General features: G+C 55.4%; 29 protein-coding genes. 11 read left to right on the top strand and 18 right to left on the bottom strand.

The annotated features are described in order from the left end of the window. Positions 1-107: 107 nt before the first annotated feature. The 10 genes from ribD to A3L02_RS01545 all read left to right on the top strand — a co-directional run bounded on the left by ribD (position 108) and on the right by A3L02_RS01545 (position 6,795). Positions 108-1,157, top strand: coding sequence for a bifunctional diaminohydroxyphosphoribosylaminopyrimidine deaminase/5-amino-6-(5-phosphoribosylamino)uracil reductase RibD (ribD, locus tag A3L02_RS01500; protein WP_237268613.1), 1,050 nt, complete (start codon positions 108-110; stop codon positions 1,155-1,157). Then, a complete protein-coding gene (locus A3L02_RS01505) occupies positions 1,142-1,711 on the top strand; it encodes a riboflavin synthase (RefSeq protein WP_088862300.1) in 570 nt (189 codons plus the stop codon). Before ribD ends, A3L02_RS01505 begins: the two co-directional genes overlap by 16 nt. After that, complete coding sequence (locus A3L02_RS01510; protein ID WP_088862301.1) at positions 1,692-2,864, top strand: bifunctional 3,4-dihydroxy-2-butanone-4-phosphate synthase/GTP cyclohydrolase II; 1,173 nt, start codon at positions 1,692-1,694, stop codon at positions 2,862-2,864. Before A3L02_RS01505 ends, A3L02_RS01510 begins: the two co-directional genes overlap by 20 nt. Continuing rightward, positions 2,861-3,319 (top strand): 6,7-dimethyl-8-ribityllumazine synthase, encoded by a 459-nt coding sequence (gene ribH, locus A3L02_RS01515; RefSeq protein ID WP_088862302.1) that lies wholly within the window; start codon positions 2,861-2,863, stop codon positions 3,317-3,319. Before A3L02_RS01510 ends, ribH begins: the two co-directional genes overlap by 4 nt. A gap of 64 nt (positions 3,320-3,383) precedes the next feature. Further along, a complete protein-coding gene (locus tag A3L02_RS01520; RefSeq protein WP_088862303.1) occupies positions 3,384-4,385 on the top strand; it encodes a formate--phosphoribosylaminoimidazolecarboxamide ligase in 1,002 nt (333 codons plus the stop codon). Between the two features lie 68 nt (positions 4,386-4,453). Further along, entirely contained in the window at positions 4,454-5,377 is a 924-nt protein-coding gene (guaA, locus tag A3L02_RS01525) for a glutamine-hydrolyzing GMP synthase (RefSeq protein ID WP_088862304.1), read from the top strand. Positions 5,378-5,424: 47 nt separating this feature from the next. Continuing rightward, complete coding sequence (locus A3L02_RS10365; RefSeq protein WP_237268614.1) at positions 5,425-5,544, top strand: antitoxin family protein; 120 nt, start codon at positions 5,425-5,427, stop codon at positions 5,542-5,544. Positions 5,545-5,617: 73 nt separating this feature from the next. Next, positions 5,618-5,791: a hypothetical protein gene (locus tag A3L02_RS10300; RefSeq protein ID WP_204247207.1), complete on the top strand. Its 174-nt coding sequence runs from the start codon at positions 5,618-5,620 to the stop codon at positions 5,789-5,791. Further along, complete coding sequence (locus A3L02_RS01540) at positions 5,788-6,354, top strand: GMP synthase subunit A (protein ID WP_088862305.1); 567 nt, start codon at positions 5,788-5,790, stop codon at positions 6,352-6,354. The genes A3L02_RS10300 and A3L02_RS01540 overlap by 4 nt, the downstream gene beginning before the upstream one ends. Positions 6,355-6,525: 171 nt before the next feature. Beyond that, positions 6,526-6,795, top strand: coding sequence for a hypothetical protein (locus tag A3L02_RS01545; protein WP_088862306.1), 270 nt, complete (start codon positions 6,526-6,528; stop codon positions 6,793-6,795). On the opposite strand, the gene A3L02_RS01550 is transcribed toward A3L02_RS01545, so the two are convergent. The 11 genes from A3L02_RS01550 to twy1 all read right to left on the bottom strand — a co-directional run bounded on the left by A3L02_RS01550 (position 6,735) and on the right by twy1 (position 20,216). Next, the gene (locus A3L02_RS01550; protein WP_088862307.1) at positions 6,735-7,508 is read right to left on the bottom strand and encodes a DUF2101 family protein; all 774 of its coding nucleotides are present in this window, start codon (positions 7,506-7,508) and stop codon (positions 6,735-6,737) included. The genes A3L02_RS01545 and A3L02_RS01550 overlap by 61 nt on opposite strands. A 4-nt stretch (positions 7,509-7,512) precedes the next feature. Next, positions 7,513-9,963: a DUF2341 domain-containing protein gene (locus A3L02_RS01555; protein WP_088862308.1), complete on the bottom strand. Its 2,451-nt coding sequence runs from the start codon at positions 9,961-9,963 to the stop codon at positions 7,513-7,515. Next, positions 9,960-12,107: a hypothetical protein gene (locus A3L02_RS01560; protein ID WP_088862309.1), complete on the bottom strand. Its 2,148-nt coding sequence runs from the start codon at positions 12,105-12,107 to the stop codon at positions 9,960-9,962. Before A3L02_RS01560 ends, A3L02_RS01555 begins: the two co-directional genes overlap by 4 nt. Further along, complete coding sequence (locus tag A3L02_RS01565; RefSeq protein ID WP_088862310.1) at positions 12,104-13,549, bottom strand: hypothetical protein; 1,446 nt, start codon at positions 13,547-13,549, stop codon at positions 12,104-12,106. Before A3L02_RS01565 ends, A3L02_RS01560 begins: the two co-directional genes overlap by 4 nt. Further along, positions 13,546-13,947 carry a hypothetical protein gene (locus tag A3L02_RS01570; RefSeq protein ID WP_237268615.1) on the bottom strand — a complete coding sequence of 134 codons (402 nt, stop codon included), beginning with the start codon at positions 13,945-13,947 and terminating at the stop codon, positions 13,546-13,548. The genes A3L02_RS01565 and A3L02_RS01570 overlap by 4 nt, the downstream gene beginning before the upstream one ends. Positions 13,948-14,008: 61 nt before the next feature. After that, positions 14,009-14,449, bottom strand: coding sequence for a hypothetical protein (locus A3L02_RS01575; protein WP_088862312.1), 441 nt, complete (start codon positions 14,447-14,449; stop codon positions 14,009-14,011). A 1-nt stretch (position 14,450) separates the two neighbouring features. Further along, the gene (locus tag A3L02_RS01580; protein WP_088862313.1) at positions 14,451-15,086 is read right to left on the bottom strand and encodes a class III signal peptide-containing protein; all 636 of its coding nucleotides are present in this window, start codon (positions 15,084-15,086) and stop codon (positions 14,451-14,453) included. Between the two features lie 37 nt (positions 15,087-15,123). Next, positions 15,124-15,774, bottom strand: coding sequence for a hypothetical protein (locus A3L02_RS01585; RefSeq protein ID WP_088863799.1), 651 nt, complete (start codon positions 15,772-15,774; stop codon positions 15,124-15,126). Further along, entirely contained in the window at positions 15,767-16,897 is a 1,131-nt protein-coding gene (locus tag A3L02_RS01590) for an FtsZ/tubulin family protein (protein ID WP_088862314.1), read from the bottom strand. The genes A3L02_RS01585 and A3L02_RS01590 overlap by 8 nt, the downstream gene beginning before the upstream one ends. A gap of 7 nt (positions 16,898-16,904) precedes the next feature. Then, positions 16,905-19,124, bottom strand: a complete 2,220-nt coding sequence (locus tag A3L02_RS01595; RefSeq protein ID WP_088862315.1) for a prenyltransferase/squalene oxidase repeat-containing protein — start codon at positions 19,122-19,124, stop codon at positions 16,905-16,907. A gap of 90 nt (positions 19,125-19,214) precedes the next feature. Next, positions 19,215-20,216 (bottom strand): 4-demethylwyosine synthase TYW1, encoded by a 1,002-nt coding sequence (twy1, locus tag A3L02_RS01600; RefSeq protein ID WP_088862316.1) that lies wholly within the window; start codon positions 20,214-20,216, stop codon positions 19,215-19,217. Positions 20,217-20,359: 143 nt separating this feature from the next. Between twy1 and A3L02_RS10305 the strand changes: the two genes are divergently transcribed. Further along, positions 20,360-20,497 carry a hypothetical protein gene (locus A3L02_RS10305; RefSeq protein ID WP_204247208.1) on the top strand — a complete coding sequence of 46 codons (138 nt, stop codon included), beginning with the start codon at positions 20,360-20,362 and terminating at the stop codon, positions 20,495-20,497. Here A3L02_RS10305 and A3L02_RS01605 read toward each other — a convergent pair. The 7 genes from A3L02_RS01605 to A3L02_RS01635 are packed head-to-tail and all read right to left on the bottom strand — an operon-like array spanning position 20,485 to position 23,413. Then, on the bottom strand, positions 20,485-21,063 hold the full coding sequence (locus A3L02_RS01605) for a HemK2/MTQ2 family protein methyltransferase (RefSeq protein ID WP_088862317.1): 579 nt from the start codon (positions 21,061-21,063) through the stop codon (positions 20,485-20,487). The two genes, A3L02_RS10305 and A3L02_RS01605, sit on opposite strands and share 13 nt — an antisense overlap. Positions 21,064-21,118: 55 nt before the next feature. Beyond that, positions 21,119-21,274: a 30S ribosomal protein S27ae gene (locus A3L02_RS01610; RefSeq protein WP_054834264.1), complete on the bottom strand. Its 156-nt coding sequence runs from the start codon at positions 21,272-21,274 to the stop codon at positions 21,119-21,121. A 1-nt stretch (position 21,275) separates the two neighbouring features. Beyond that, entirely contained in the window at positions 21,276-21,572 is a 297-nt protein-coding gene (locus A3L02_RS01615) for a 30S ribosomal protein S24e (protein WP_054834265.1), read from the bottom strand. Beyond that, the gene (locus tag A3L02_RS01620) at positions 21,562-22,092 is read right to left on the bottom strand and encodes a GTP-dependent dephospho-CoA kinase (RefSeq protein WP_088862318.1); all 531 of its coding nucleotides are present in this window, start codon (positions 22,090-22,092) and stop codon (positions 21,562-21,564) included. The genes A3L02_RS01615 and A3L02_RS01620 overlap by 11 nt, the downstream gene beginning before the upstream one ends. Continuing rightward, positions 22,092-22,280 (bottom strand): transcription elongation factor subunit Spt4, encoded by a 189-nt coding sequence (gene spt4, locus A3L02_RS01625; protein ID WP_088862319.1) that lies wholly within the window; start codon positions 22,278-22,280, stop codon positions 22,092-22,094. Before spt4 ends, A3L02_RS01620 begins: the two co-directional genes overlap by 1 nt. Continuing rightward, the gene (locus tag A3L02_RS01630) at positions 22,277-22,837 is read right to left on the bottom strand and encodes a DNA-directed RNA polymerase (RefSeq protein WP_088862320.1); all 561 of its coding nucleotides are present in this window, start codon (positions 22,835-22,837) and stop codon (positions 22,277-22,279) included. Before A3L02_RS01630 ends, spt4 begins: the two co-directional genes overlap by 4 nt. Before the next feature lie 39 nt (positions 22,838-22,876). Further along, positions 22,877-23,413, bottom strand: a complete 537-nt coding sequence (locus A3L02_RS01635) for an inorganic diphosphatase (RefSeq protein WP_088862321.1) — start codon at positions 23,411-23,413, stop codon at positions 22,877-22,879. Positions 23,414-23,471 lie beyond the last annotated feature (58 nt).

Below are 23,471 nucleotides of genomic sequence, written 5' to 3' on the forward strand. Positions count from 1 at the left end.
GACAGAGTGATGTGAGGGACGTTAGCTTCGCGGTGGTCCGTTTAACCTTAGATATATTCCATTTTCAGAACAAATTTTTTTAAATTCGGAACATACATGGGGTACCGATGGCCATGGACGACGGGTACTTCATGAGCCTGGCGCTGGAACTCGCAAGAAAAGGGGAGGGCGCGGTAAACCCAAACCCGATGGTGGGGGCCGTTATCGTAAAAGATGGGGAGGTGATAGGGAAGGGCTACCACGAGCGTTTTGGCGGCAAGCACGCCGAAGTCAACGCCATAGAAGACGCCAAGAGCAAAGGCCACTCCATTGAGGGGGCAACTCTCTACGTTACTCTGGAGCCGTGCTCCCACTGGGGCAAACAACCCCCGTGCGTCGATAGGATCATCCAGGAGGGGTTCTCCAGAGTTGTGGTGGCAATGAAGGACCCCAACCCGTTGGTCAACGGAAGGGGCATTGAAAAGCTCGAGGCGGCGGGGATTGAGGTTAAGGTTGGTGTCCTCGAGGGTGAGGCGAGGAAACTGAACGAGGTGTTCGTCAAGTACATTACAACTGGGCTTCCCTTCGTGTCGATAAAGCTGGCCTTGACCCTCGATGGGTTCATAGCAACGAGTGGGTTCTCTTCTAAGTGGATCACGGGTGAAAAAGCCCGAAGGAAGGTGCAGGAGCTCAGGAGAAAACATATGGCGGTAATGATCGGGGCCAGCACCGTCCTCAAAGACGATCCGAGACTGACCTGCAGGATAAAGGGGTGCACCGAGAAGGTCAAGGTGATACTCGACAGGCACGGGCTGACCGCGGACGGGAATTTTAGGGTCTTCAACGACGGGAAGGTCATCGTCTTCACGGATAGCGAAAGGGAGTGGGCCAAAGCAGAGGTCATCAGGGAAACGGATCCAGGGAGAATACTCGAAATTCTCGGCGAAAAGGGAATTGACAGCGTTTTAATAGAAGGGGGAAGGTCAGCGTGCCAGTTTCTTCCCTTTGCTGACAGACTGTACCTGTTCTACGGACCCAAGCTCTTTGGGAGGGGCATCTCTCCGTTTGAGTGCCTGGACGTTGAAACCGTCGATGATGCGTTCAGGCTCGAGTTCCTCGGGGTTGAAAGGCTCGATGACGGCATCTACGTGGAGGCGCGGCCATGTTCTCGGGGATAGTGGAAGAGGTTGCAAAGGCGCATTACTCCAGCGGGAGGCTCTACGTGGATAGCGCGCTGAACGTGAGGCCGGGGGACAGCGTCGCCGTTAACGGGGCCTGCCTGACGGTGAGCGAAATTGGGCGCCAGGTGGTCTTTGACGTTGGGGGAGAGACGCTTAGGAGGACCAACCTCGCAGAGACAAGGCTCGTCAACCTCGAGAGGGCCATAAAGCTTGGTGATAGGATCAATGGGCACCTCGTTACAGGGCACGTGGACGGAACCCTGAGGCTGAGAAAGGTCCTGGGGAAGGGGAACACCCACTGGATGGCCTTTGAAATGCCAAAAGAAAAGTTCGGGGTGGTGGAGAAGGGGAGCATAGCCATCAACGGGGTAAGTCTAACGATCGCCCGGATTGGGAAAAACTGGTTCTGGGTTCAGGTCATCCCCCACACATGGGAGAACACCAACCTGAAGTTCCTGAGGGTGGGGGACCGGGTGAACTACGAGATAGACATCGTTGCCAGGTACCTGAAGGGCATTCTGGGTGATGGCTATGGACCTGAAAGGACTTAGGAAGAGCGTTCTTGAGGGCAAACCGATAGTCCTTATCGACGAGGAAAGGGAAGCTGAGGCTGATCTGGTCTATCCAGCCGAGATCGTTACTCCTGGAACACTGAACCTCATGCTTGAGGCCAAGGGGATGCTCTGCTTGGCCATGGACGAGGATGAGGCCCTGAGGAGGGGCTTCTTCAGACTTCCGTCGAAGGGGAGCGAGACCAACTTCCTGATGAGCGTCGATTACGGGGGAACCTTCACGGGGATCAGCGCCGAGGAGAGGGCGTTAACAGCTAAGAAGATCGCCGAGGAGCTTACAATCGACCACTTCCGCTACCCCGGCCATCTGCACCTGCTGGGCGGGATCGGGATAACGCGCAGGAGGGGACACACGGAGGCTTCCCTTGAACTTGTGGAGATGCTTGGCTTCAAGAGGTACGCGCTGATAATCGAGCTCCTGGATGAAAGCGGGAACTCCCACAACTTCGAGTTCGTCAGGGGTTTCGCGAGGAGACACGGTCTGCCAGTGGTCACGATCAGGGAGGTCTTTAGGGAGACGGTGAGGCGGAAAAGCTTCGTTAAAGTTGCCGCCCGGGCAAAGCTCCCCAGCAAATACGGAACTTTCAAGGTAATCGCCTTCGACAACGATCTGGACTTTAGGGAGCACGTGGGGATAGTGAAGGAACCCCTCGGTGAGGTGCCCCTCGTCAGGATTCACTCCGAATGTCTAACAGGGGATACCCTGGGTTCCTCAAGGTGCGACTGTGGGAGCCAGCTAACGAATGCCCTGAGAATGATAGCCCAAAACGGCGGGATTCTGCTCTACCTGCAGCAGGAGGGAAGGGGCATAGGCCTGAAGAACAAGATCAAAGCTTACGAACTCCAGGACAGCGGTCTCGATACGGTTGAGGCGAATGAGGCATTGGGCTTCAAAGCGGACGAGAGGGACTTCAGCGTCGCGTACCAGATGCTCAAGGCACTCGGGGTATCAAAGGTCAGGCTCCTGACGAACAACCCGCGGAAGGCCAAAGCCCTGGAGGAACTTGGTATTGAGGTCGTTGAGGTGATTCCCCTATTCGGGGAGGTAAACGAGGTCAACCGACCTTACCTTGAGGTGAAGATGCTCAAGCTCGGACACGATTTAAAACCTCTTCTGGAGGGAGGGAAATGATATACGAGGGGGGATACAACGGCGAAGGTCTGAGGATAGGAATAATCGTGAGCAGGTTTAACGACCTGCTGACCAGGGGACTCCTGGATGGAGCGCTGGATTGTTTCAAGAGACACGGTGTAGAGGACCCGGATGTGTTCAAGGTTCCGGGGGCCTTTGAAATCCCCTTTGTGGCCAAGGAACTGGCAAAGAGAGGCAAGTACGATGCCGTTCTGGCGCTGGGGGCCGTCGTCAGGGGTGAAACGCACCACTTCGATCTGATTGCCGGCGAGGTCGCCAAGGGCATCGCCCAGGTGAACCTGAACTATGAAACGCCCGTTGTATTCGGTGTTATAACCGTTGACGATGAACTTCAGGGGCTCGATAGGGCGGGGATAAAATCCAACAGGGGCTTTGAGTACGCCCTTACTACGTTGGAGATGGCGAACCTGCGGAGGAAACTTGAGTCCATATGATTAACATTTTTTTGTTAAAATAATCTTAAAAATAACTGCTTTTCTACATTTTTTTGGTGATGAAATGAACCTTAGAGTAGCCACCTACTCATCCCACTCGGCCCTTCAGATATTGAAGGGAGCGAGGGACGAGGGCTTTGAAACGGTGGCCTTTGGGAGCGGCCGCGTCAGGCCCCTCTACACCCGCTACTTCCCAGTTGCGGATTACTTCATCGAGGGAACCTACCCCGAGGCGGAGCTCCTTGGGCTGGACGCGGTTGTGATTCCAACCGGCTCCTTCGTAGCCCACCTCGGAATCGAACTGGTCGAGCGGATGCGAGTCCCGTACTACGGCAACAAGGCCGTCCTGAGGTGGGAGAGTGACCGCTCGCTTGAGAGGCTGTGGCTCGAAAGGGCCGGTCTGAGGCTCCCGCGCGTGTACGACGACCCGGACGAAATAGACGGGCCCGTTATAGTCAAGCCCGACGGTGCCGGTGGCGGGAGGGGCTACTTCCTGGCGAAGAGCCCGGAGGACTTCTGGAGGAAGGCCGAGAAACTCGGCGTCAGGGACAAGGAAGACCTCGTGGGGATCCAGATTCAGGAGTACGTCCTCGGCGTTCCGGTTTACCCCCACTACTTCTACTCCAAGCTCAGCCGTGAGCTCGAGCTCATGAGCGTGGACAAACGCTATGAATCCACCGTTGACGCGATAGGGAGGATCCCGGCGAGGGAACAGCTTGACCTCGAGGTGGACACCAACTACACGGTGATAGGCAACGTCCCGCTGGTCCTGAGGGAGAGCCTCCTGATGGACGTCATCGAGGCGGGGGAGAGGGTGGTCAAAGCCGCCGGGGAGCTCATGGGCGGCCTGTGGGGTCCCTTCTGCCTTGAGGGCGTCTTCACGGAGGAGATGGAGTTCGTCGTCTTCGAGGTCTCCGCGAGGATCGTCGCCGGGACCAACCCCTTCGTCCACGGCTCCCCCTACAGCTGGCTCCGCTACGATAAACCCGTTAGTACGGGGAGGCGGATCGCCATGGAGCTGAGGGAGGCCCTTGAAGAGGACAGGCTCGACGAAGTTTTAACATGAACATGTTTAAGTCTCGGGAGAATAGGTTTATAAATTGACGTCCGAATGCTGGGAAAAAGGTGGTGTCCATGTGGGAGAGGTTCATCGGGGAGAAGGTTGAGGAGATCAGGGAGACGGTAGGGGACGGAAGGGCGGTAATAGCGCTCTCGGGTGGCGTTGACAGCTCCGTGGCGGCGGTGCTCGCACACAGGGCCATAGGAGACAGACTCCACGCGGTCTTCGTCAACACCGGCTTCTTGAGAAAGGGTGAACCGGAGTTCGTGAGGAAGACCTTCGGGGAGGAGTTCGGCCTGAACCTGCACTACATCGATGCAAGTGAGCGGTTCTTCGGCGAGCTCCGCGGTGTAACGGACCCCGAGGAGAAGCGGAAGGTGATCGGGAGGGTCTTCATCGAGGTCTTCGAGGAGGTCGCGGGGGAAATCGACGCGGAGTTCCTAATCCAGGGGACGATAGCCCCGGACTGGATAGAGAGCAGGGGAAAGATCAAGAGCCACCACAACGTCGGTGGACTGCCCGAGAGGCTGAACCTGAAGCTCATAGAACCGCTCCGCGACCTCTACAAGGACGAGGTCAGGGAGCTTGGGAGGGAGCTCGGTCTTCCGGAGAAGATCTACAGCAGGATGCCCTTCCCGGGGCCTGGCCTGGCGGTCCGCGTCCTCGGGGAGGTCACGCCCGAGAGGATCGCCATAGTCAGGGAGGCCAACGCGATAGTCGAGGAGGAGATAGAGAAGGCCAAGCTGAAGCCCTGGCAGGCCTTCGCCGTCCTGCTCGGCGTTAAGACTGTGGGCGTTCAGGGCGACATAAGGGCCTACAAGGAAACGGTGGCCGTTCGCGTCGTCGAGAGCCTCGACGGCATGACCGCCAGCGCCATGGCCGTTCCCTTCGATGTCCTCCAGCGGATAGCCTTCCGGATAACGAGCGAGATCCCGGAGGTCGGAAGGGTCCTCTACGACGTAACGAACAAGCCACCCGCGACGATAGAGTTCGAGTGATGCGATACCCTTATCCCCATTTCAACGTAGTATCGAAGGGTGGGATCGTGGAGGCCATCTACGGGAACGGGGTGTCGAAATCCCTCAGGCCCCTGAGGCTGAAGGAGGGGCAGAGGCTAAGGGTGAGGACATACCCCGGGATTTCCTTGAGCTCGCGAGGGAGATGAGGCGAAAAGTAACGCCGGAGAGGTTTAGAGAGAACCCAACGGATTATCTCCTGCGGCTTCGGGAGGAGGAAACATGAAGGTCGTGGCTGATACCTCCGCGGTTTTCCCACTGTTTTCGAGTTTTTATCCAGAGCTCATCACTAACGATAAAAAGATGGCCGAGTTGGCAAAGATGATCGGACTGCGGGCGTTTTACCTTGTCGATGAAGCGGACGATTTCTTCGAACTCCTGGGGGTGAACCCATGATTTTGATAATGGACAACGGCGGGCAGTACGTCCACAGGATATGGAGGACGCTTAGATACCTCGGCGTCGAGGCCAGGATCGTTCCCAACACGACGCCGCTCGAGGAGATAAAGGCGATGGGGCCGAAGGGGATAATCTTCTCCGGCGGGCCCGACATCGAGAGAACCGGGAACTGCGGGGCGATTCTGGAGCACTACGACGAGTTCAACGTTCCGATCCTCGGGATATGCCTCGGTCACCAGCTGATAGCGAAACACTTCGGCGGAAGGGTCGGGAGGGGTGAGAAGGCCGAGTACAGCCTCGTCGAGGTCGAGGTAATCGATGAGGACGACCTCTTCGCAGGCCTTCCCGGAAAGCTGAGGGTCTGGGAGAGCCACATGGACGAGGTCAAGGAGCTTCCGCCGGGCTTCAAACTCCTGGCCCGGAGCGAGACCTGCCCCGTCGAGGCGATGAAGCACGAGGAGTTGCCGATCTACGGGGTGCAGTTCCATCCCGAGGTCTCCCACACGGAGCACGGGAGCGAAATCTACAGGAACTTCGCCGCTCTATGCGGAGAGCTTTAGTACCCCACCTTTCTTTGTTTTATCCCTGGTTCATGTGGCTCGTGGTCATGTTCATTCCGAAAAGTCCTTGGGTAATCCCTTTCCACTCCCTATTTTCAAATTGATACAAGTAAAATCGAAAACCTTTTAACGTTTTACTCATTGCTACCTTAGTGTAGTGGAGGGCGCACCATGGGACACACGATTTACTATCATTTGGAGCTCAAAGAACCCGGAAGGGCGTTCCGGTTCATCGAGAGGGTCTGCCGGGGGCTAAACCTTGAGTACGGGCTTCTGGAGGGGGAGATTATCGTAAGATGTTCCCCCAATGTGGAGCCCCTCGTAATCAAAAACGGGGAGGGCTTTGCAAAGACCTACGGTCGGGAGCCGTGCACGTCCCTTTACCTGCTGCTCTTGCTCTCGCTCTCCTCCTTCGGCTCGGTCGAGCTCTGGGAGGACTGACCCCCGAGGTAAACCTCGAGTATCCTCGTCGGAACCGCCCCCCTGAGCTTCCTGTCCTCTATGAGGAGCTTAACGACCCGCCCCACCTCGAGGTCATCCACTGCATCCACCCAGTAGTAGCCGGGCTTGACGTTGGCGGCTATGTCATCGTGAACGGATACCCTGGCGAGGCCGCCCCTGAGTTCCTCAACGACCCCGTAGGTGTAGTCCCGCCCGTATTTCGCCTTGAAGTACCACCTGAACGCCAGGATGGCCACGACCACCAGCGTGAGGTAGGTGTAGTAATAGTAGACGCTCGTGGCGATCCTTCTGAGGAGGTCGTAGCCGAGGAACGCACCGAAGGATATGGTGGATATCGAGTAGTAGAAGAACCTGTAAGGTTGAAATTCGATGAAGAACTCCCTGTTTCTGGTCAGGGTGTACCTGAGGTATAGGAAGTAGATCGCGGCAAGCCCCGCGAGCCACAGTGGGTTGAGCCTCAAGAAGAGCAGGGCAAGGTTGAGCGAGAGGTAGCCGAGGAAGGTCAGCTGGAGCTTGAGGCTTAGGAACTCGTGGACGGTGAGGGGCTTTTTGGTGAGCTTTCTGAGGTACTTGAAGCGCGGAGGCTCGGAGGAGGGGGAGGGGTGCAGGAAGCCCTTTACGGACTCGATAATCCTCCTGGTTCCAGAGTCCACGGACTCACCTATTCTGTAAAGGAATTCTTCAACGTTCATGATTTCACCTCTGGAGGAGGTCTTCCGCCCCCTGTTTTCCGAATATTGCCTCTGCGGTGTCTTCGTCGAGGAAGAACGGGATCGTGCTTAAATCTCCGCTTGATGTTACTCCCTGGGAAATTCCCCACACCCTGAACCCTGAGACCTTTGAACCGCCCTTAAAATAGTAGTTGAGGAAATAGTAGTCCACGCTGGACTGCCCTTCTTCCACTGAAATCCCCAGCGTATTGAAGAGATTGAAGAGCTTCTCATCGTAGTTTGCGTGCGGTATCATGAAGCTGACGAGGCCTATGGGATAGTATTTATCTCCGTATTTAACCCCGAGCTCGTCCTGCATCCTGTGGGCGAGGGTTACGTACGCGTCGTGGTTTGTGCTGCTACCCTCAAGGCGCTCGAAGAAAGACCATCCCCCGTATATGCCGAAGTAGCGGTTGTCCTGGATGCAATCTATGAAGGGCTGGAGGTCGTAGGCGCGGGCATTTGAATAGGTCGTTGAAGAGGTAGGTATTGTTTCTTCTGCCCCTGCACTTACCCTTGGTTCTGGATTGGCGTATTTGCGGATTCTCACCAGATCCACCCAGTAATCATAACCTCCAGCAATGTAGTAATTAGTAAAATTAGAATACTGAGTATCGGTGATAGACCCTGATGCTACAACAGTTCCTTCAGGGTATTCAAGTTCTACACGTATAGTTCCATTGCTCATTATTATCAATCTTTGCAAATACCATACATCCGTTGGAATAGTGGTGATGGTATTATATGAATGGGCTGAAGCGCTCATTCCTGTTCTTACATCTATGCGAGCTTTGTTTCCTTTAATATTAGCGGCAGAACCATATCCATTTCCATTATCATCTACAACACCAACCCTATCCCAGTTACCACCGGTTGATGCAGAGTTCCTGTTAATCCATGACTCAACTATAATATCCCTACCGAGAGGTTTTGGCAATGCTTTCCAAGCACCATTCGGGTCATTATTCTTCGTTTTATGTGCTGAATAGGTTCCTTCATATCTTCTTGACGAATCCTGAGACACTTGACCCTTTCCATATTTTCTCCAGCCTGTCCAAGTTTCCATATCATCGAAGAAATCAAAAACCTTAGTTCCATCTGATTCAGAGGAAGCAGAAGGATTGTCATAGTACATATAAATCGTTGTAGTTGAATAAGCTGGAATATAAGGAACTCTCACCCAGACTATTGCTTTCCCCGTTGTCGTGTCCCATTTTTCTATCCAGTATGGCAAAGAATTACAGGAACTATCGGCAAACCTTATGTCGCTTCCATCCGCTTTTGCCTTTGAAAAATCAAAGTTAGTACTGTCTAACTCAACCTTAACTTGATAATCAGTTAAAGTATTTGGATTTTGTGTGTTGTCGATCGTTATGGGTTTCCGGTGTTTCCAGTTCTGGTAATTGGAACACCAACCCCCTGGTGTTCCACCACCAGCACTCACACCATCGAACACCAGAACACCCATATCATTGTCGTTAAACACATCAAGCGGGGATATCTTCTTCCCGTTCAGGGTTGTGTTGACAATTGCTGGCTTTGTAATACCTGTCGTGTCCCCCTCGCGGAGCACATACCCGTCTGCCCCGCTCCCGGGATATGAATTACCGTAGAATATGTACCCTCCTTTCAGGGTTGGGGAGTATTTTCCGATCACAGGGGAACTCGTACTACTACCTTTACCCTCTAAAACTTTAATCGGCCTGTCAATGAGTTCGGGGAAGGGATAGGAGCATGCCCTAATTGACCGCTGGTACCTGCCTCCCGTCATCGCCGAAAAGAGGGGATCCTCAAGGTTCCGGATTGAGATTATCGAGCGGGTGGGGCCGTTTCTCGGCAGGGGGCCGGTGTAGATAACGGTCCCCGATAGGTCTTTGAGGGTGGCGTTCGGGATCCTGCCAAGTACCACGATCCTGAAAGAATCCAGGGGCGCGACGGTTAGGTTGATGTGCTTTGCAAGAAAACTATTTCTCGCGGATTCATTCCTTCTCATAATCTCGTCGATGCCCTTGTTCGCTATCAGGAATTCGTATCCCTGTTCTCTGAGCTTATCCGCTATCGTTACCAGCCAGTTCTCAACGCTCTGCCCCTTCATGACCCTGTTGAAGTCGTATCCGGGCATGCTCGATGACGTACCCGTCAAAATTAAGTCGCTGATGGTGTTGTTGACCCCATATGCAGGGCTTATGAAACTCCTCATAACCGCCACATAATCAACGGCCGCCACCACCGCCCTCTTCCCGGAGAGCTCCAGCGCTTTTTCGAAGTCCATCTCGAGGTAGGACACCACACGGTAGGTTCTCTCAACCTGGGTTCTCTCGCTCTGGGCCACTATTATCTGGGACGAGACGTCCTCGTAGGTGGCTAAGAGGAGCATCAGGGGTATGATCAGGAGTAGAACTGTTGAGTTAATCAGAAAAGCCCGCCGCTTCCTCATCCGTTATCCCTCCAGACCCTAAGGGTTATGGTTATCGGCTCAAACAGGCCGGGGATGTTGCCCATCGGGGCGAAGTCTATCCTGACGCTGGACGGAAGCCCTACGTCTATGGGGTTTTCTTGAGAGCCATCGTATGGAGTTTTTTTCCATTCTCCGGGGTTTGCATCATTCTTAAAGTTGAGCTTATCGAACAGCCTCAGGATGGCGTCGTCGAGGGCGTATTTGTCCGGCTTTAGTTCATCGACGGAGATATCTTTGTAGGTTTTATCACCCACGAGAATGGTGCTCTTAACGGGTCCCTCCCCAATGTCATAATAGTAGGTTAGCCTGTAACCATTGTACGTCCCCTGGCCCTGGAGAAGGTAGGGGAAGACGTCCCCGTAGCCAGCGTAGCCGGATATGAAATAGTTAATTATGGCCCTGCTCTCACCGGGGCGGAATCCATACTGAGAGACGTCTGAGCTCTCCGCCAGATACGTATTCTTCTGGCCCGGAACCATCATACTACCATTCAACTGGGAGTACGCCGCCCTTATCATATATATGTCCGAATAATTGTTGTAGAACACCTGCCCGTTTTCCGAAAGGGTTGTAGTCGATGATGGGGTGAACGTTGTGAACTGTATGGCCGTCCATACATCCACGTACCATGGTATTGCAGTTTCTGGTAGCGTGTAGGAGAAACTCATTTTGGAACATCTAACTGGGGTTCTATAATAGTAAACACAAGTGCCGCCATAATGGATATCACTGTAGTTTTTGAATATCGAGAGAGGTATTGAGTAGGGGGTGGTGAGGGTTTTCGGCACGTAATCTATTCTTATCCACGATTGGCCGTTTCCGTAGAGGTGCCTCTTCCTGTAAGAGGTATCATAAACAAAGTACCTTTTCTGACTATCCCATTCAGCGTCGAGAGCTATGACTATTCCAAAATAGGTCTTGGACAGGTTGTCGAGAGTGAAACCATACCTGTTCAGGTTTCCTTCTATCTCCGAGGAGCTTATGTCCACGCTTTGAACTCCTGTAGTGGGTACTGTCCTCCGCGCGATTAAGTAGTTGTTGGAACCGTAGGGGTAGTAGACGCGTATATTTTCGACACCTTCAGTAACGAGATGGAGTGATATACCTGTGATGATACCCGGAGCAAATAGGGCGTTTAGGTAGTAAATTCCCGTGTAGCTCTGAACATCGTAGAGCTCTCCGTAACGCCTTGTAGGGTCAAAAAACCGGGAGTCCGTGGTATTGGTGGAGTAGTTCACATACATCATGGAGCCGCTTGCGTATCCCAGCTCATAGCAGTTATCAGTGCCGTAAGAGGTCGAAAATGTCGCAGTTAATACGTTATCCCCCCCCGTTAGATAGTCTTTGATATCGGAATGATATCCCGCTCCGAGCGAGTGGCCGTTGAGGTCAAAAGACGATGTTTGATATCCCGTCCTCTCAGCAAGCTGTATATCAGCTTTTTTAATATCCACATCGTCGGGAAGTCGGAAGTGGCTCCGAACAGTTAGGGTGTTTGCACCCTCCCCATAATTCGTGGTGTAGCGACATCTAGCTAAAACCCTCTGAATTCCAAAGATGTCGCTCCTCGTGTACTCCGCCTTCGTCAAATAAGCCCTCGCCATGTAGCCCCTCGGCGTCTGGTTGTAGGCGTAACCGCTCAAAACAAGGGTGGCGGGTGAAACGTCAGGGACCTTTGAAGGATCGGAGCCGACCTTACGGAGGTAGGGGCTCGTGTAGTTGTTTATCATGAGCTCGTAGTTGTAGTTCCTAAGCGTGTTGTTGAGGATGTAGCCGAGTATCACCTCCGCCTTGTGCTTCAGGTTTGCGCCCGGAAAAATGGGTGCCGTGGCCCAGTAGGTTGTCACTATATCCAGTGGGGACATGTCGGGCGTTACAAGGGTTGTGTTGAGGGTTCCGTTGCTTATCCATCCGTCCACCACGTTCTGAGGGACCAGATCCCTCAAAGAGGTCGTTCTCAGCGTTAGCAGGGTATCTTCCGCCACGTACTTGGACTGGGAGCGCATGTAGGTGGAGTAAACCTGAGAGCTTGGGTTGATCAGGGTTATGCTGGCCACGAACATCGTAACCAGCAGGAGGGCGAGCAGGGCATCAAGGGTGAACACAAAACCTTTCCTCTTCATGAGTCATCCCACACCAGGAGTTTTATTATAGCCTCGTCGAGTTTGGGCTCCATCAGGTACTTTATGCTGGGAACCACATCAAGGCTTACATGATCCCTGCCCCAACCGTTTAGGGAGTAAAGCCATAGTCCTATCGGCTTGTCCTTGGCATTCGGCCCGAAGAGCTCCTCGAAGGGTACCGTTATAGTGCTACCGCTACCCTCGTAGTACTTTAGGGAGACTTTGCCGTTTTCGTAATAGGCCAGGGTCGCTTTTAGCTCCGTGGAGTTCCCGTAAACGAAGAGTCCCCTGACTTCAGTGCCCAGGACTGAAATTAGGGTTAAATTGCCCTGGGAGGCTGAACTGACCTTAACCCTGAGGGAAGTTCCGAGCGGGGGGTTATACCGCATTACGCCGTAAACGATGGGTTCCTCCTTTGAGGGGCCACCCGATAGGTTGTAAGCGAACCTTGAAACGGTTGTAACCCTCTCTGCGGGCTCTATCCAGGGGGAGTTGCCCATCGATTTATCTATCACAGCCCCATCGTTCACGATTGAACCGTTTATCATTGCAAAACTGTGGAAAGATTCCCCATTCTCCAGGAACTCCCGTGCACCCGTGAAGTTCGATTTAAGCTGTGGAAGGGCGTTGTCCCGGGCTGAAATTCGGATCTGAACCTGTCCCTGCCCCCCTATGTGTATGGAGGTTATATTACCAGGGCATCCGGTCACGCTCATGCGATACTGACTCGTAGAGTCGATAACCTCAAACTCGACCTTTACGTTCGAAGGGAGGGTTTTCTCAAACGTTTGCCCTCCCTGCACAGTGACATTTATCGCCTCGGTGGCAACAAACACCAGGTGATCACCCGGTTTAAGAAACACGTTACCAGAATTCTCCAGAGTTAAACTACATACGTCCCCATTCACATAAGACGTTCCGTCCCTGGTTAGGTTGATGTAGGAGATGGAGAACTCCGTATTACCCGGCCCTGCTTTGGATATTTTAACGTTTCCCAAATCATTCCCTGGAAGAAGAAGGTTGTGAAGATAGTACCTCGGGAACCTTCCGGAGATGCTCACGTTAAAGCTCGAGAGATAGAACTCCATCCGGAAGTCCTTCCCCATGCTGAGGTTCAGGAGGCTCTCCTTCACGCTGGCATCATCAAAATGGTTTTTCAGGGCCAGGAGCTTCTCGTAGCTCAGGGCGTAGGTGTAGTTCTCGCTTCTCAACCCGACCACTTTTACCCCGCTGGGGTTCGCCTCCCAGTCGGATGGAACACCGGGGTTCTTAACGAGTACGTCGAGCATGTTGTCCGCTACGTTGGCCCTCTCGTACCATCCGAGCAGAGAGGTTATCTCGCCCCTAAGGTTGTCAGCGGTGGTGGTTACCGTCCCGAGTATCATGATGACCATGACCAGTGACAGCATCGCGTCGAGCGAGAGCAGCTGGCCCCTCCTCATTCTCTCACCACATCAACGTTTATCTCGATCTTTTTACCATTTAGGTAGAGGGGGTCGTTCAATTCCCCGCTCCATTCAACGTCGGTTCTTACCGAGACGTCCGTCTTGATGTACTGGGTTATACCCCTCTCGACCGTGCTCTCCGGAAGCCCGGCCCCGGTGTAGGTTATCTTAACGTCAACTTTTATGGTACCGTTGACCTCCTCCGTGCGCACCCCCAGGAGGCGGAACGCCCGGTAGGAGTAGTTCGTGGCGGTTATTATACCGTTCAGGGGATCGTGGATGTCGTCGTGGGTCACAACCCCAGCGTTCAGGTAGGCGCAGGCGTCCGAGGCCGAGCTTTTAACGTACGATACTATAGAAACGGCCGTGTTCTCGTGTAGGTACGGAGGAATCACCACAAGAACCCCGGTTAAGATCACCGCGGTTATGAAGAGAACCTCAATCGCTGTCTGTCCCTTACGACGAGAGGACCACATCGACCCTCCCCTCCGCTTCGTTGTACGTTGCGGTTACGTTAAACTCCATGTTCGTTGCCGTTAGGGTTACCTTGCTGTTTTTGTATATCGGCACCTGAGCCCTCTGAACCACGTGGTAGGACTCCCCCCCGATATAGGCATCGATGGTGATGTTGCTCGGGGCGATAAGCTTAATGGTTACCTCATCCCCGCTATCCAGCTCAATTGGGAGCCTCTTCCTCACCGTGAACCCGTCCCCAACGGCGTACGCCTTGACCACGGTGTCCCTCACGTCGATGGAGAAGGCTTTAAGCTTCGCCACGGTGTCGAAGGCCTCCGAGTGGGCCTGCTCTATACTGGCAATATGGACTAAGTTGACCATTGTAATGGCTATCAGAGTCACCGCGAACAGGAAGTCGAGGCTTATCTGCCCTTTCCTCATCTCATCCACCAGGTTTTATGTTTATGCGGAGCTCGCCGGCCGTTGGATCGAATGCCCACGAGACGGGCTTGTCTGGGTTCCACTCCACTATTATTTTGAGAGTGGAAGGGAGGCTGGCCGGCTTTATCCCGAGGCCGTAGAGTGTGGTTGAGTCCACGGTTAGTCCAACCCCCGGAGACCACACGGAGGAATTGGTGTAGAGAATGGCCTGGTACATGCCCCTGCTCCAGAAGACGTTCTTGTCCCCCCCACTGAGAACAAGGGTGCCGCTGGTTCCAACAACGGTGACGTACGTTCCATTGCCCTCATTACCGTAGTTCCCGTAGGTTATGAAGACGGTGGGGTCCTTCACGCCCAGACCTTTGCTGAGCATCTCCGGGTCCCGTAAGTAAGTTAACTCCACGTAGGCCGTCGCCTTCGAGCCCGGCCCCTGGGCGTAGACCTGGGATATCGTGTTCGATATCGCGTTGGCGAGGTTCTTCTCCTCGAGGCTTATCTGGATCCGGAGGTTCTCGGTCGAGGCTGAGCCCTCCTTGAAGGTCACGTTGTTCACGGAGTAGATCAGGAGGATGAGCATCACCCCGAAGACCAGCATGAACTCCAGTGAAACCTGCCCGCGTCCCGCTTTTTTTATCATACCTCTCCCCTCATTGGGTTTATCTCAGTGCATCTATTTAATCGTTACTCCCCGTCTCTGCGGAGGTTACTACCCGGCTCTGGGGACTCACGATGGCGAAAATCCCCGTTCCGGACTTTCTAATTTCGACACCGAAGTAATCGCCGCTGAATATCTTGAACCTGTACCTCTCCGGCCGGAGGGAGTGCTTTTCAACGAGTTCCCTCAGCTCATCGATGAAGAACTGGGTAAGCTCGTAGTAAATTAGATCGAGCTTTTCCCGGGTTAGGCTCCAAATCAGGAAAACCGCCGGAAGAACCGCGAGTCCAAGGATGACGTACGGTTGGCGCAGGAGAGCCGTAGCGATCACGGTGAGGATAATGAACACCGCTATCGAGGCGTACGCCATTTTCTCCCTCAGCCTCGCCTTTTTAATCTCCCTCACCTTTCTCTCCCAGATATCCAGCAGGGCGGGGTTGTAGAAATCGAAGGCAGTGTGCCGCTTCCCCTTCGCTATCCTCTCCCTTATCAGATCGTCCCAGTCGTCACGGTAGTATATGACCTCCCCGTGGAGCCTCGCCCTCTCAGCATCGAGGGAGGAGATTATCCTGACGATGTCCTCCGCGCTCTCGTGGGCTATGTGGGAGTAGACCTCCTTCTCGTCCAGCTCGAGGGCGACCTCGACGGAGTCCCTGACGGGTTCAGTCATCCCCCTCCCCTCCGGCATCGGGATACTCCTCCGGGAATCCTCCCCTCGCGTACACGTCGTCGAAGTCCGGTAAACCGCTCAGGAGCTCCCGCTTCTTCGTCTCCGCCTCCTCCTTGGCCTCCATGAACGAGCGGGCGTACCTCTTCGCGGTGGCGATTACCTCCTCTATGCTCCCACTCTCGTATATCCCGCTTAGGAGGGTCACGACCTCGACCTCCCTCTCGCGCGGGTCCGGGTAGAAGCCCCTGAATATCTGCTTGCCCCTTATCTTGTTGGTGAGGTAGTCGAGGGCCTCGAATATCTCGGAGGCCTTGAGGACCTCGGGTGGGCCGTGGACGGCGACGAGGCCGTAGAGGGCCGATTCTATGTTCGCGTCAAGGTAGAGACCCTCGTTCTCGAAGGATTTTATGATAAGCCTGGAGAGGTTCTTCACCCTGCTCGCATCCGCCTTGGCGTAACCGACGGTTGCGAAGCTCCCGAAGGCCTTCAGTACGAACTTCAGGTCACTGGCGTCCAGCGTTTGCTCGCCGGGAACGTCCACGAGGGCGAGGAGCGATGCTATACGCTCGACTACCGTGTAGTTTATCCGCTCGTAGGCCTTCGCTATGTCGTCGCCCCCCTCCTTGAGCCTGTTGTTGTCTATGGCTATGATTGAGTCGGCCACCTTGGAGAGCTTGTCGATGGTTATGGCGGCGTTTATCGTCGGTCTTATGCCCTCCTCCTTGAGCGGGAGCGCCCCGATGGCGACGACGAGCGAATCCGGGTACTCCTCCTTTAGGGCCTCCGCCAGGACCGGCGTCCCCCCGGCTCCGGTTCCACCCCCGAAGCCAAAGGTGAGGAAGAAGATGTCAACGTCCTCGTAGCCTATTATCGAGCCTATCTTGCGCATGACCAGCGGAAGGTCGCGCTTCATCGCCTCCCTGCCGAGTATCGGGTTCGCGTTGACTCCCTTCCCGCCCGTCAGGCTCTCACCTATCAGTATCCTCCGCTCCGGGGGGACGTGCTTGAGGTAATCGAGGTCGCCGCGGGAGGTGTTTATCGCCAGGGCCTCGAAGTCAACAAGGGCGAAGAGGTCGGCTATCTTGGTCCCGCACTGGCCGACCCCTATGATTAGAGCCCTCACCTCTTAATCACCCCACCACCGTTACCCGTACCTTGCCATTCTCGAGGAGGAGAACCATCGCGTGTCCCCGGATGTACCTGATGAAGCCGGTGGTGAAGACCTCCCTGGCGATCTCTGAATTTTCGGGTTCGTACAGAACGAAGAGGACGATCCCCTCCGGGGTCTTGCCGGGGACGAGGACGACGGCTTCGCTCGTCGGTACGGTGATGTTTCCAACGGTTACGGTTCCGTTGTCCACGTAGAACTTCAGATAGGGGTTGTACTCCCTTATGGGGTATCCCGTGAAGTTCGCCAGGACTATGTAGCTCCCCTCACCGATTGAGCTCGTGTTGGCCGGGAGGAAACCCCCGCTGAAGAGGTCGTTGAGCGTCTTTATTACCGCTTCGAGGCTCTCGTTGTCCATGCCCGGTGCTACTACTCTGAAGGTGTCCCCGTCGAGGGCCCTCCTCACGTCGTAAAGGTCAACGGGCGGGATGTACTGGAAGCGCGAGAGGTATTCTATCGCGCTGGCCATCTCTATCGTTTTGCCGTCTATCGCTCCGGAGTCCCTCGCGTTCATGACGAAACTCAGGGTCTCGTTGGTGTAGTTGTAGCCGTAGTCCAGCAGAAGGTCTGTTGCCCTGACCGTGAGCTCGACGGTCGGCGTTCCGGGGAATTCCCTGTTCTCGTCCCACACGTAGTACGTCTTCCAGTAGGGCCAGCCTCCGTCCACCCTCTGCTCTATCAACCACTCGAGGTGAGGTTTGAGCTCCTCGGGAGTGGCCATCCCCTTCAGAGCCTCCAGAACGGTGATGGTAGTCAGCACGTCCGGCTTGAGCATGTAGGAGTAATAGGCGGTTGTTACGTAGGTCCCCCATCCGCCGTTGCTTACGCTTAAAAGCCAGCTCTTTGCCCTCTGGATGAGTGAATCGTTCGCCGGAACTCCCAGCTCACGCAGGGCATCCACTGCAAGCGCCGTGTCGTAGGGTTGTGGCCCGAGCACGGTGTTGCCCCAGAGGCCCTGATCGAGCTGAACACTCCGTATAAGCTCCCTGGCCTCCTCCTTTTCCTCCGCCGTCAGGTTACCGTAGGCGAGGAGCGTTTTCAGCGCGTAGTAGTATCCAACCGACATCCTGCGGTTCTCCTTCATCCAGTTCGCATCCCGTTCAAACGCCTCCCTCGTCCACGCGAGGGCCCTCCTGACCCTCTCCGTTGAGGGGTAGCACACATCAATGGCCCTGAGCGCGTAGTAGGTGGCCTTCTCGTCGGACGGAGTGTTGAGGCCGAGCCCCCATCCACCATCGGGGTTCTGCATGTTTTCAAGCGCCTGACAGGGCATCTCGTAGGGGTTGCTGACTTTTTTTACCGGCGGCAGCTTGGAAACGCTCGAGAGTGCCATCAGGGCGTAGGAGGTGGTGGCTATAAGCTCGGAGGACGAGAACATGTACGGGGTGCTCACCCAGTAAACGAGGTTTCCCGCTTCCGTGCTGTAAGATTCGAGCCTGATGAGCATCCTCATCGTGTCGAAATCCCAGGGGGCGTAGAGAACGAGGACGTAGGTGAGCATGGCCCTCTCCTTCATGCTCAGGTCTCCGCCCTTAAGGAGAAGCTCCTTCACCGTCTCCAGCGTCCCGTTGGACACGGGGTAGCCCACGCTATGGTAGGCTATTAACTTGAGGGCGAGCGCCTCGTACTTCGGGAGCTCACAGGTGGCGTTCCCCACGTACTTGACGGCGTTTCTAACGGCCCTGCTGTTGTAGCTGTAACCGTTCTCGCCGAGGGCCCAGATGGCCGCAAGCGTCGGGTAGCAGGAGGTCGGGGTTCCGGGCACGTAGCCCCATCCATCGTCGTTCTCCGCCGAGAAAAGGTACGAGAGGCCGCGATCGATGGCGAGCTTCACTGTCCCCCTCTTCTGGCTCTCGAGGTACGGGTAGACCCTGCTAAAGGCCACAACGGCGTAGGCCGTGTCAACCACGTTGCTAACCTCTCCTGGATAGAAGCCCCATCCGCCGTCAGGATTTTGATAATCGAGCATTCTGTCGACGAGGGTAACGAGGTCGGGGGTTACATCCCAGGCCAGGTCATCTGCCGCCGCCGAGAGGGCCATTATCGCCAGGCTTATTTCTCCCGTCTGCTGACTGGACCCGGCGGCGTCTTTGAGGAACCTCACGGAGCCGTCTATCGTTCCTGCGGCAACTGCTGGGATCAGCATGAGAACGATCGTTATCAGGGCAAGAATCCTCTTCATCACCTCACACCTCTAAACTCATCCTAAGCCGCCGGAATAAATAAACTTTTTCCATGGGCATGAGGCATGAATTGAAAAATCGAAAGGGGTTCAGTGTTTTATGAACCTGCCCCCCGTGCCCGATGCGTGCGGGTCAACGTCGTCGCGCATTATGAGAACCACCCTGCTGGGCTCGTACTCGTCCTCGATGTGGTAGCCCGGAAGGTGCTTCACCAGCTCCTCCGCGAAGGCCTTTATCTCCCCGTGCTTCGGCATGTTGTCTATGGTCAGCCGGTTCCTCGAGAAGCCGACGAACATGTACGCTTTGGCCTCGACGAACATGGGCCTGGCCTTCATTATGAGCCTCGCGTAGCCCTCGGGGTTGTGCATGTTCTCGCCCCTGACGAGCGTCATCCTTACCACGGTCCTCGTCGGCAGGTCTTTCATGAGCTCGAGTGTCCTGAGGATCCTGTCCCAGCCGTCGGGGATCATGGGAACGTTGACGCGGTTGTAGGTCTCCAGGTCCGGGGCGGTCAGCGAGAGGTAGAGCTGGGTCGGGAGCTTGTCCTCCCTCAGCATCTCCTCGATCCTCTCGGGAACCGTGCCGTTCGTGACTATGAAGGTCGTGAAGCCCCTCCTATGAAACTCCTCAACGAGGTCGCCCATGTAGGGGTAGAGCATCGGCTCGCCGGAGAGGCTTATGGCGGCGTGCTTCGGGTTCCACGCCTCCTCGAACTTCTTCATGTTTATGCCCGGCATGCCCTTGTAACCGACGAGGAGCCTCCTCTGGGCCTTTATGCTCTCCTCGACTATGAAGGCCGGGTCGTCCCAGGGCTGGGGCAACTCCGTCCCGAGGAAACCCTCCATCGGGCGCCAGCAGAATATGCAGTTGTGGGTGCACCACGCGGTGACGGGCGTCATCTGCAAACAGCGGTGCGAGTGGATACCGTAGAACTTCTGCTTGTAGCAGAAGCGGTCGTGCTTCAGGCTCTCCTTCAGCCAGTGGCAGAGCTTGACCGAGCTGTGATGGCCCACGAGGGCGTAATGCTGCCTCTGGAACAGTCTCGCAATCTCCTCCGGCATGTTCGGATTGGACTGGAACGTTATCGCCATTAGCCTCACCTACGTCTCTCTGTGGTTGGGTTCGGGGAGCCTTTTAAAAAGGTGATGGGAACAGAACTGGCCAATATTTTATCGTCGAAAAATACTTCGGCAATCTGCGAAAGGTTTAAAAGTGGGGTATCGATGTACCTTCCATGTTCGAGACGATGAAACCTGAACCGTCCTTCAATCCAAGGGAGATTAGAATCGAGTTCCTCGAGGACGACCCCGAGCCCGTGGAGAGGCCAAAGGTTAAGTTCCTCTTCGAGGTCAGGAGGAATCACCTGGCGTAGCCGTTTATCAGGACTATGTCCTCGAAGAAGAAGTGCCTCGTGGCGATTACCCTCCCGTTAAACCCGGCCTCTTCCAGCAGTCTCAGGGTCTCCTCCACCCCGGTTATCGAGCTCTGGACTATCTGGACGACTCCGCCCGGTTTGATGTACGCGGGAACCTCCCGGATGAACCTGTCGAGGACTTCCCTCCCGTTTTTGCCTCCGACCAGCGCGAGGTCTATGGGTTCCTCGGGTTCGCCGGGCAGGTAGGGGGCGTTGAAGGTCACCACGTCGAACTTTCCGGAGACGTTCTCGAAGAGGTCACTCACCCTGAACTCGACGTTTTCAAGGCCGTTTATCCGGGCGTTCTCCTTCGCCAGTTCAACGGCCATGGGGTTTACATCGACCCCCAGGACAAAGCGGGCCTTCCTCGCCATCAGAAGGGCTATTACGCCAGTCCCCGTGCCCACGTCGAGGGCGACGTCTCCCGCCTTAACGGCAAGGTTCTCGGCCAGTAGAAAGGTGTCCTCGGCCGGTTCGTAGACCTGCGGGTGAAGCTTGAGATCGATGCCGTAGTAGGATGGCATTAAACACCACGCGCCAGTTGATATAGGGGTAAAGGAGCAGAAAAGCCGAAAGAGGTCACTTCCTCTTCCACTCGGTGTAGCCGCACCTTCCGCAGCTCCAGCGGTCCTTGTGCTCGGCCATGAAGACGCCCGGACCGCAGCGCGGGCAGAACTTGTTCTTCCTCCTGACCTTGCCGCCCTTGACCTCGTAGAGCTTCCACTTCTGGCCCATCTCACTCCTCCTCCTTCTTTATTATCCCGTCCCTCACGAGGACGTATTCGGGTTCGATGTAGAGCATCCTCTCCTTGCTCTCGTAGGCCTTGGCGTAGCCCCTGCTAACGCGGCTACCGAAGTAGCTCCTTATGTACTGGATGACCACGGTTTCAGGGTTGAGGTCGAGCATTGCGACGAGCTTGCCCTTGACGTCGGCCCTGCTCGGGGTCGCCTCGCCCTCGTGGATTACGTCGAAGTATATCTCCTTTCTCCCGAGGAGCCTGTTCTCCTTCATCTCCCTAACCTTAATCTCCATCGCGAACCACCTCCATCTTCGACATGATCTTCCCGCATTTGAGCTTGCATTCGGGTGTTACCCTTATAAGCACCACTCCCTCATCGGGCTGGCCGTAGAGCACGATCGAGTCGGGGGGCGCGTAGAGCACGGCCGGGATGGCCGCCAGATCCTCCTCACCGTTCACCTTTATGTAGACCCTCCTGCCCCTCTCGGCCAGTCCAAGGCCCTTTCTGACTGCATCTAATAAAGCTTTCGTTATCGTCCCGGGGGGATTCTGAACCGTTATCACCACGGCGCCGATCTCGATCCGGGGATTGTACTCGTGACGTTTGGTTCTGTGGTCGTATATCGCCACGCTCGGCCTTATCCCCAGCTTGAGGACGTTCTCGGTGACGACGTCGCCGACGGTAATCAGGTGGGGGGCCTTTTCAAGCTCTTCCCTAACCCTGATGTAGGGCTCTGGGATCTCCCCCCGGATGAGCTCGCCGAGGGGGTTCTTCAGCTCCCCCCGGAGTTCTGGAGTTAGTACGAACAGCATCATCTGACCCTTACTGCGTACTTTCCTGGGGCCTTAACGCCCAGTTTTTGGGCTATCCTCGACTTCTCGGGGTCGGTGATTATGACGAGGTCGAACCACTCGTCGCTCAGGTCCCTGCTCCCGCAGATCGGGCATCGGTCCTCGGTCGTTATGTAGTGGCAGTGCCTGCAGGCCCTCTCCTTCGTCATGCCTCGGCCTCCTTGCGCTTCTCCTTCTCTATCCAGTCCCTCTTTCCGAGACCGGGCTGACGCATCGTGAGGCCTATCTTGTTCTCCCTGATGACGCGGCTCTTACCGCTTACGGTAATGATCCTCGCCCTGACCTCATCGCCGAGCTTCAGCGTCCTCTTGGTCTCCTTGCCGAGGAACTGCTTGTTCTTCTCGTCGAAGACGACGTAGTCGTCCATGAGCTGGCTGATGTGGACGAGACCGTCCATCGGGCCGATCCTGATGAAGGCACCGTACGGGGCCACGTCGATGACCTCGCCCTCAACCACTTCGTGCATCTCTGGCTTCCAGACGAGGACGTCAAAGACAACCTCGTGGTAGGTCGCTCCGTCTCCCGGCACCACGACCCCCTGGCCTATCTCCTCAACGTCCATGACCGCAAGGATAACGCCCTCTTCGCGGTCGTAGATTCCCTCGTAGGTCTCGCGGAGCACGAGCTTCGCCGCGTCCTTCGGATCCATCGTGAACATGGTGGGCGGGATCCTCACGACGTCCTTAACCTTCAGGAGCTTGTACATTCCTTTACCTCCCGCGGGATGGGAATAAAAGAAGGGAAATCACTCCTTCCTGCCGAACTTCTCCCTGTACATCTCTATGGCCCTGAGTATCTCCCTCTTGGCCTCCTCGGCGTTGCCCCAGCCCTCAACGGTGGTGGTCTTGCCCTGAAGCTCCTTGTAGCGCTGGAAGAAGTGGGCCACCTCGTCGAGGAAGGCCCTCGGAACGTCGTCGATGTCCTTCCAGTCCTTGAAGTAGGGGTCCTCAACCGGGACGGCCAGAACCTTCCAGTCCCTGTCCCCGGAGTCGTTCATCTTCATTATGCCTACAGGCCTCGCCTCGATGATGGTGAGCGGATAGACGGGCTCGCGCATGATCACCATGATGTCGAAGGGGTCCCCGTCGTCGTACCAGGTCTGGGGGATTATTCCGTAGTCCACCGGGTAGAAGAACGGGCTGTAGAGGACGCGGTCAAGCTTTATTAGTCCGGTCTTCTTATCGAGCTCGTACTTGTTTCTGCTCCCCTTTGGTATCTCTATGAGGGCGTAAACGACCTCTGGAACCTCCGGGCCGGGTTCAAGCTCGTGGAACGGGTTCATCTCTAACCACCTCTTACCTCTTGTAGAACTTCTACTTAGCCTTTCGGATAGGTCTTTT

The sequence above is a fragment of the Thermococcus celer Vu 13 = JCM 8558 genome (assembly GCF_002214365.1).
GTDB lineage: Archaea > Methanobacteriota_B > Thermococci > Thermococcales > Thermococcaceae > Thermococcus > Thermococcus celer.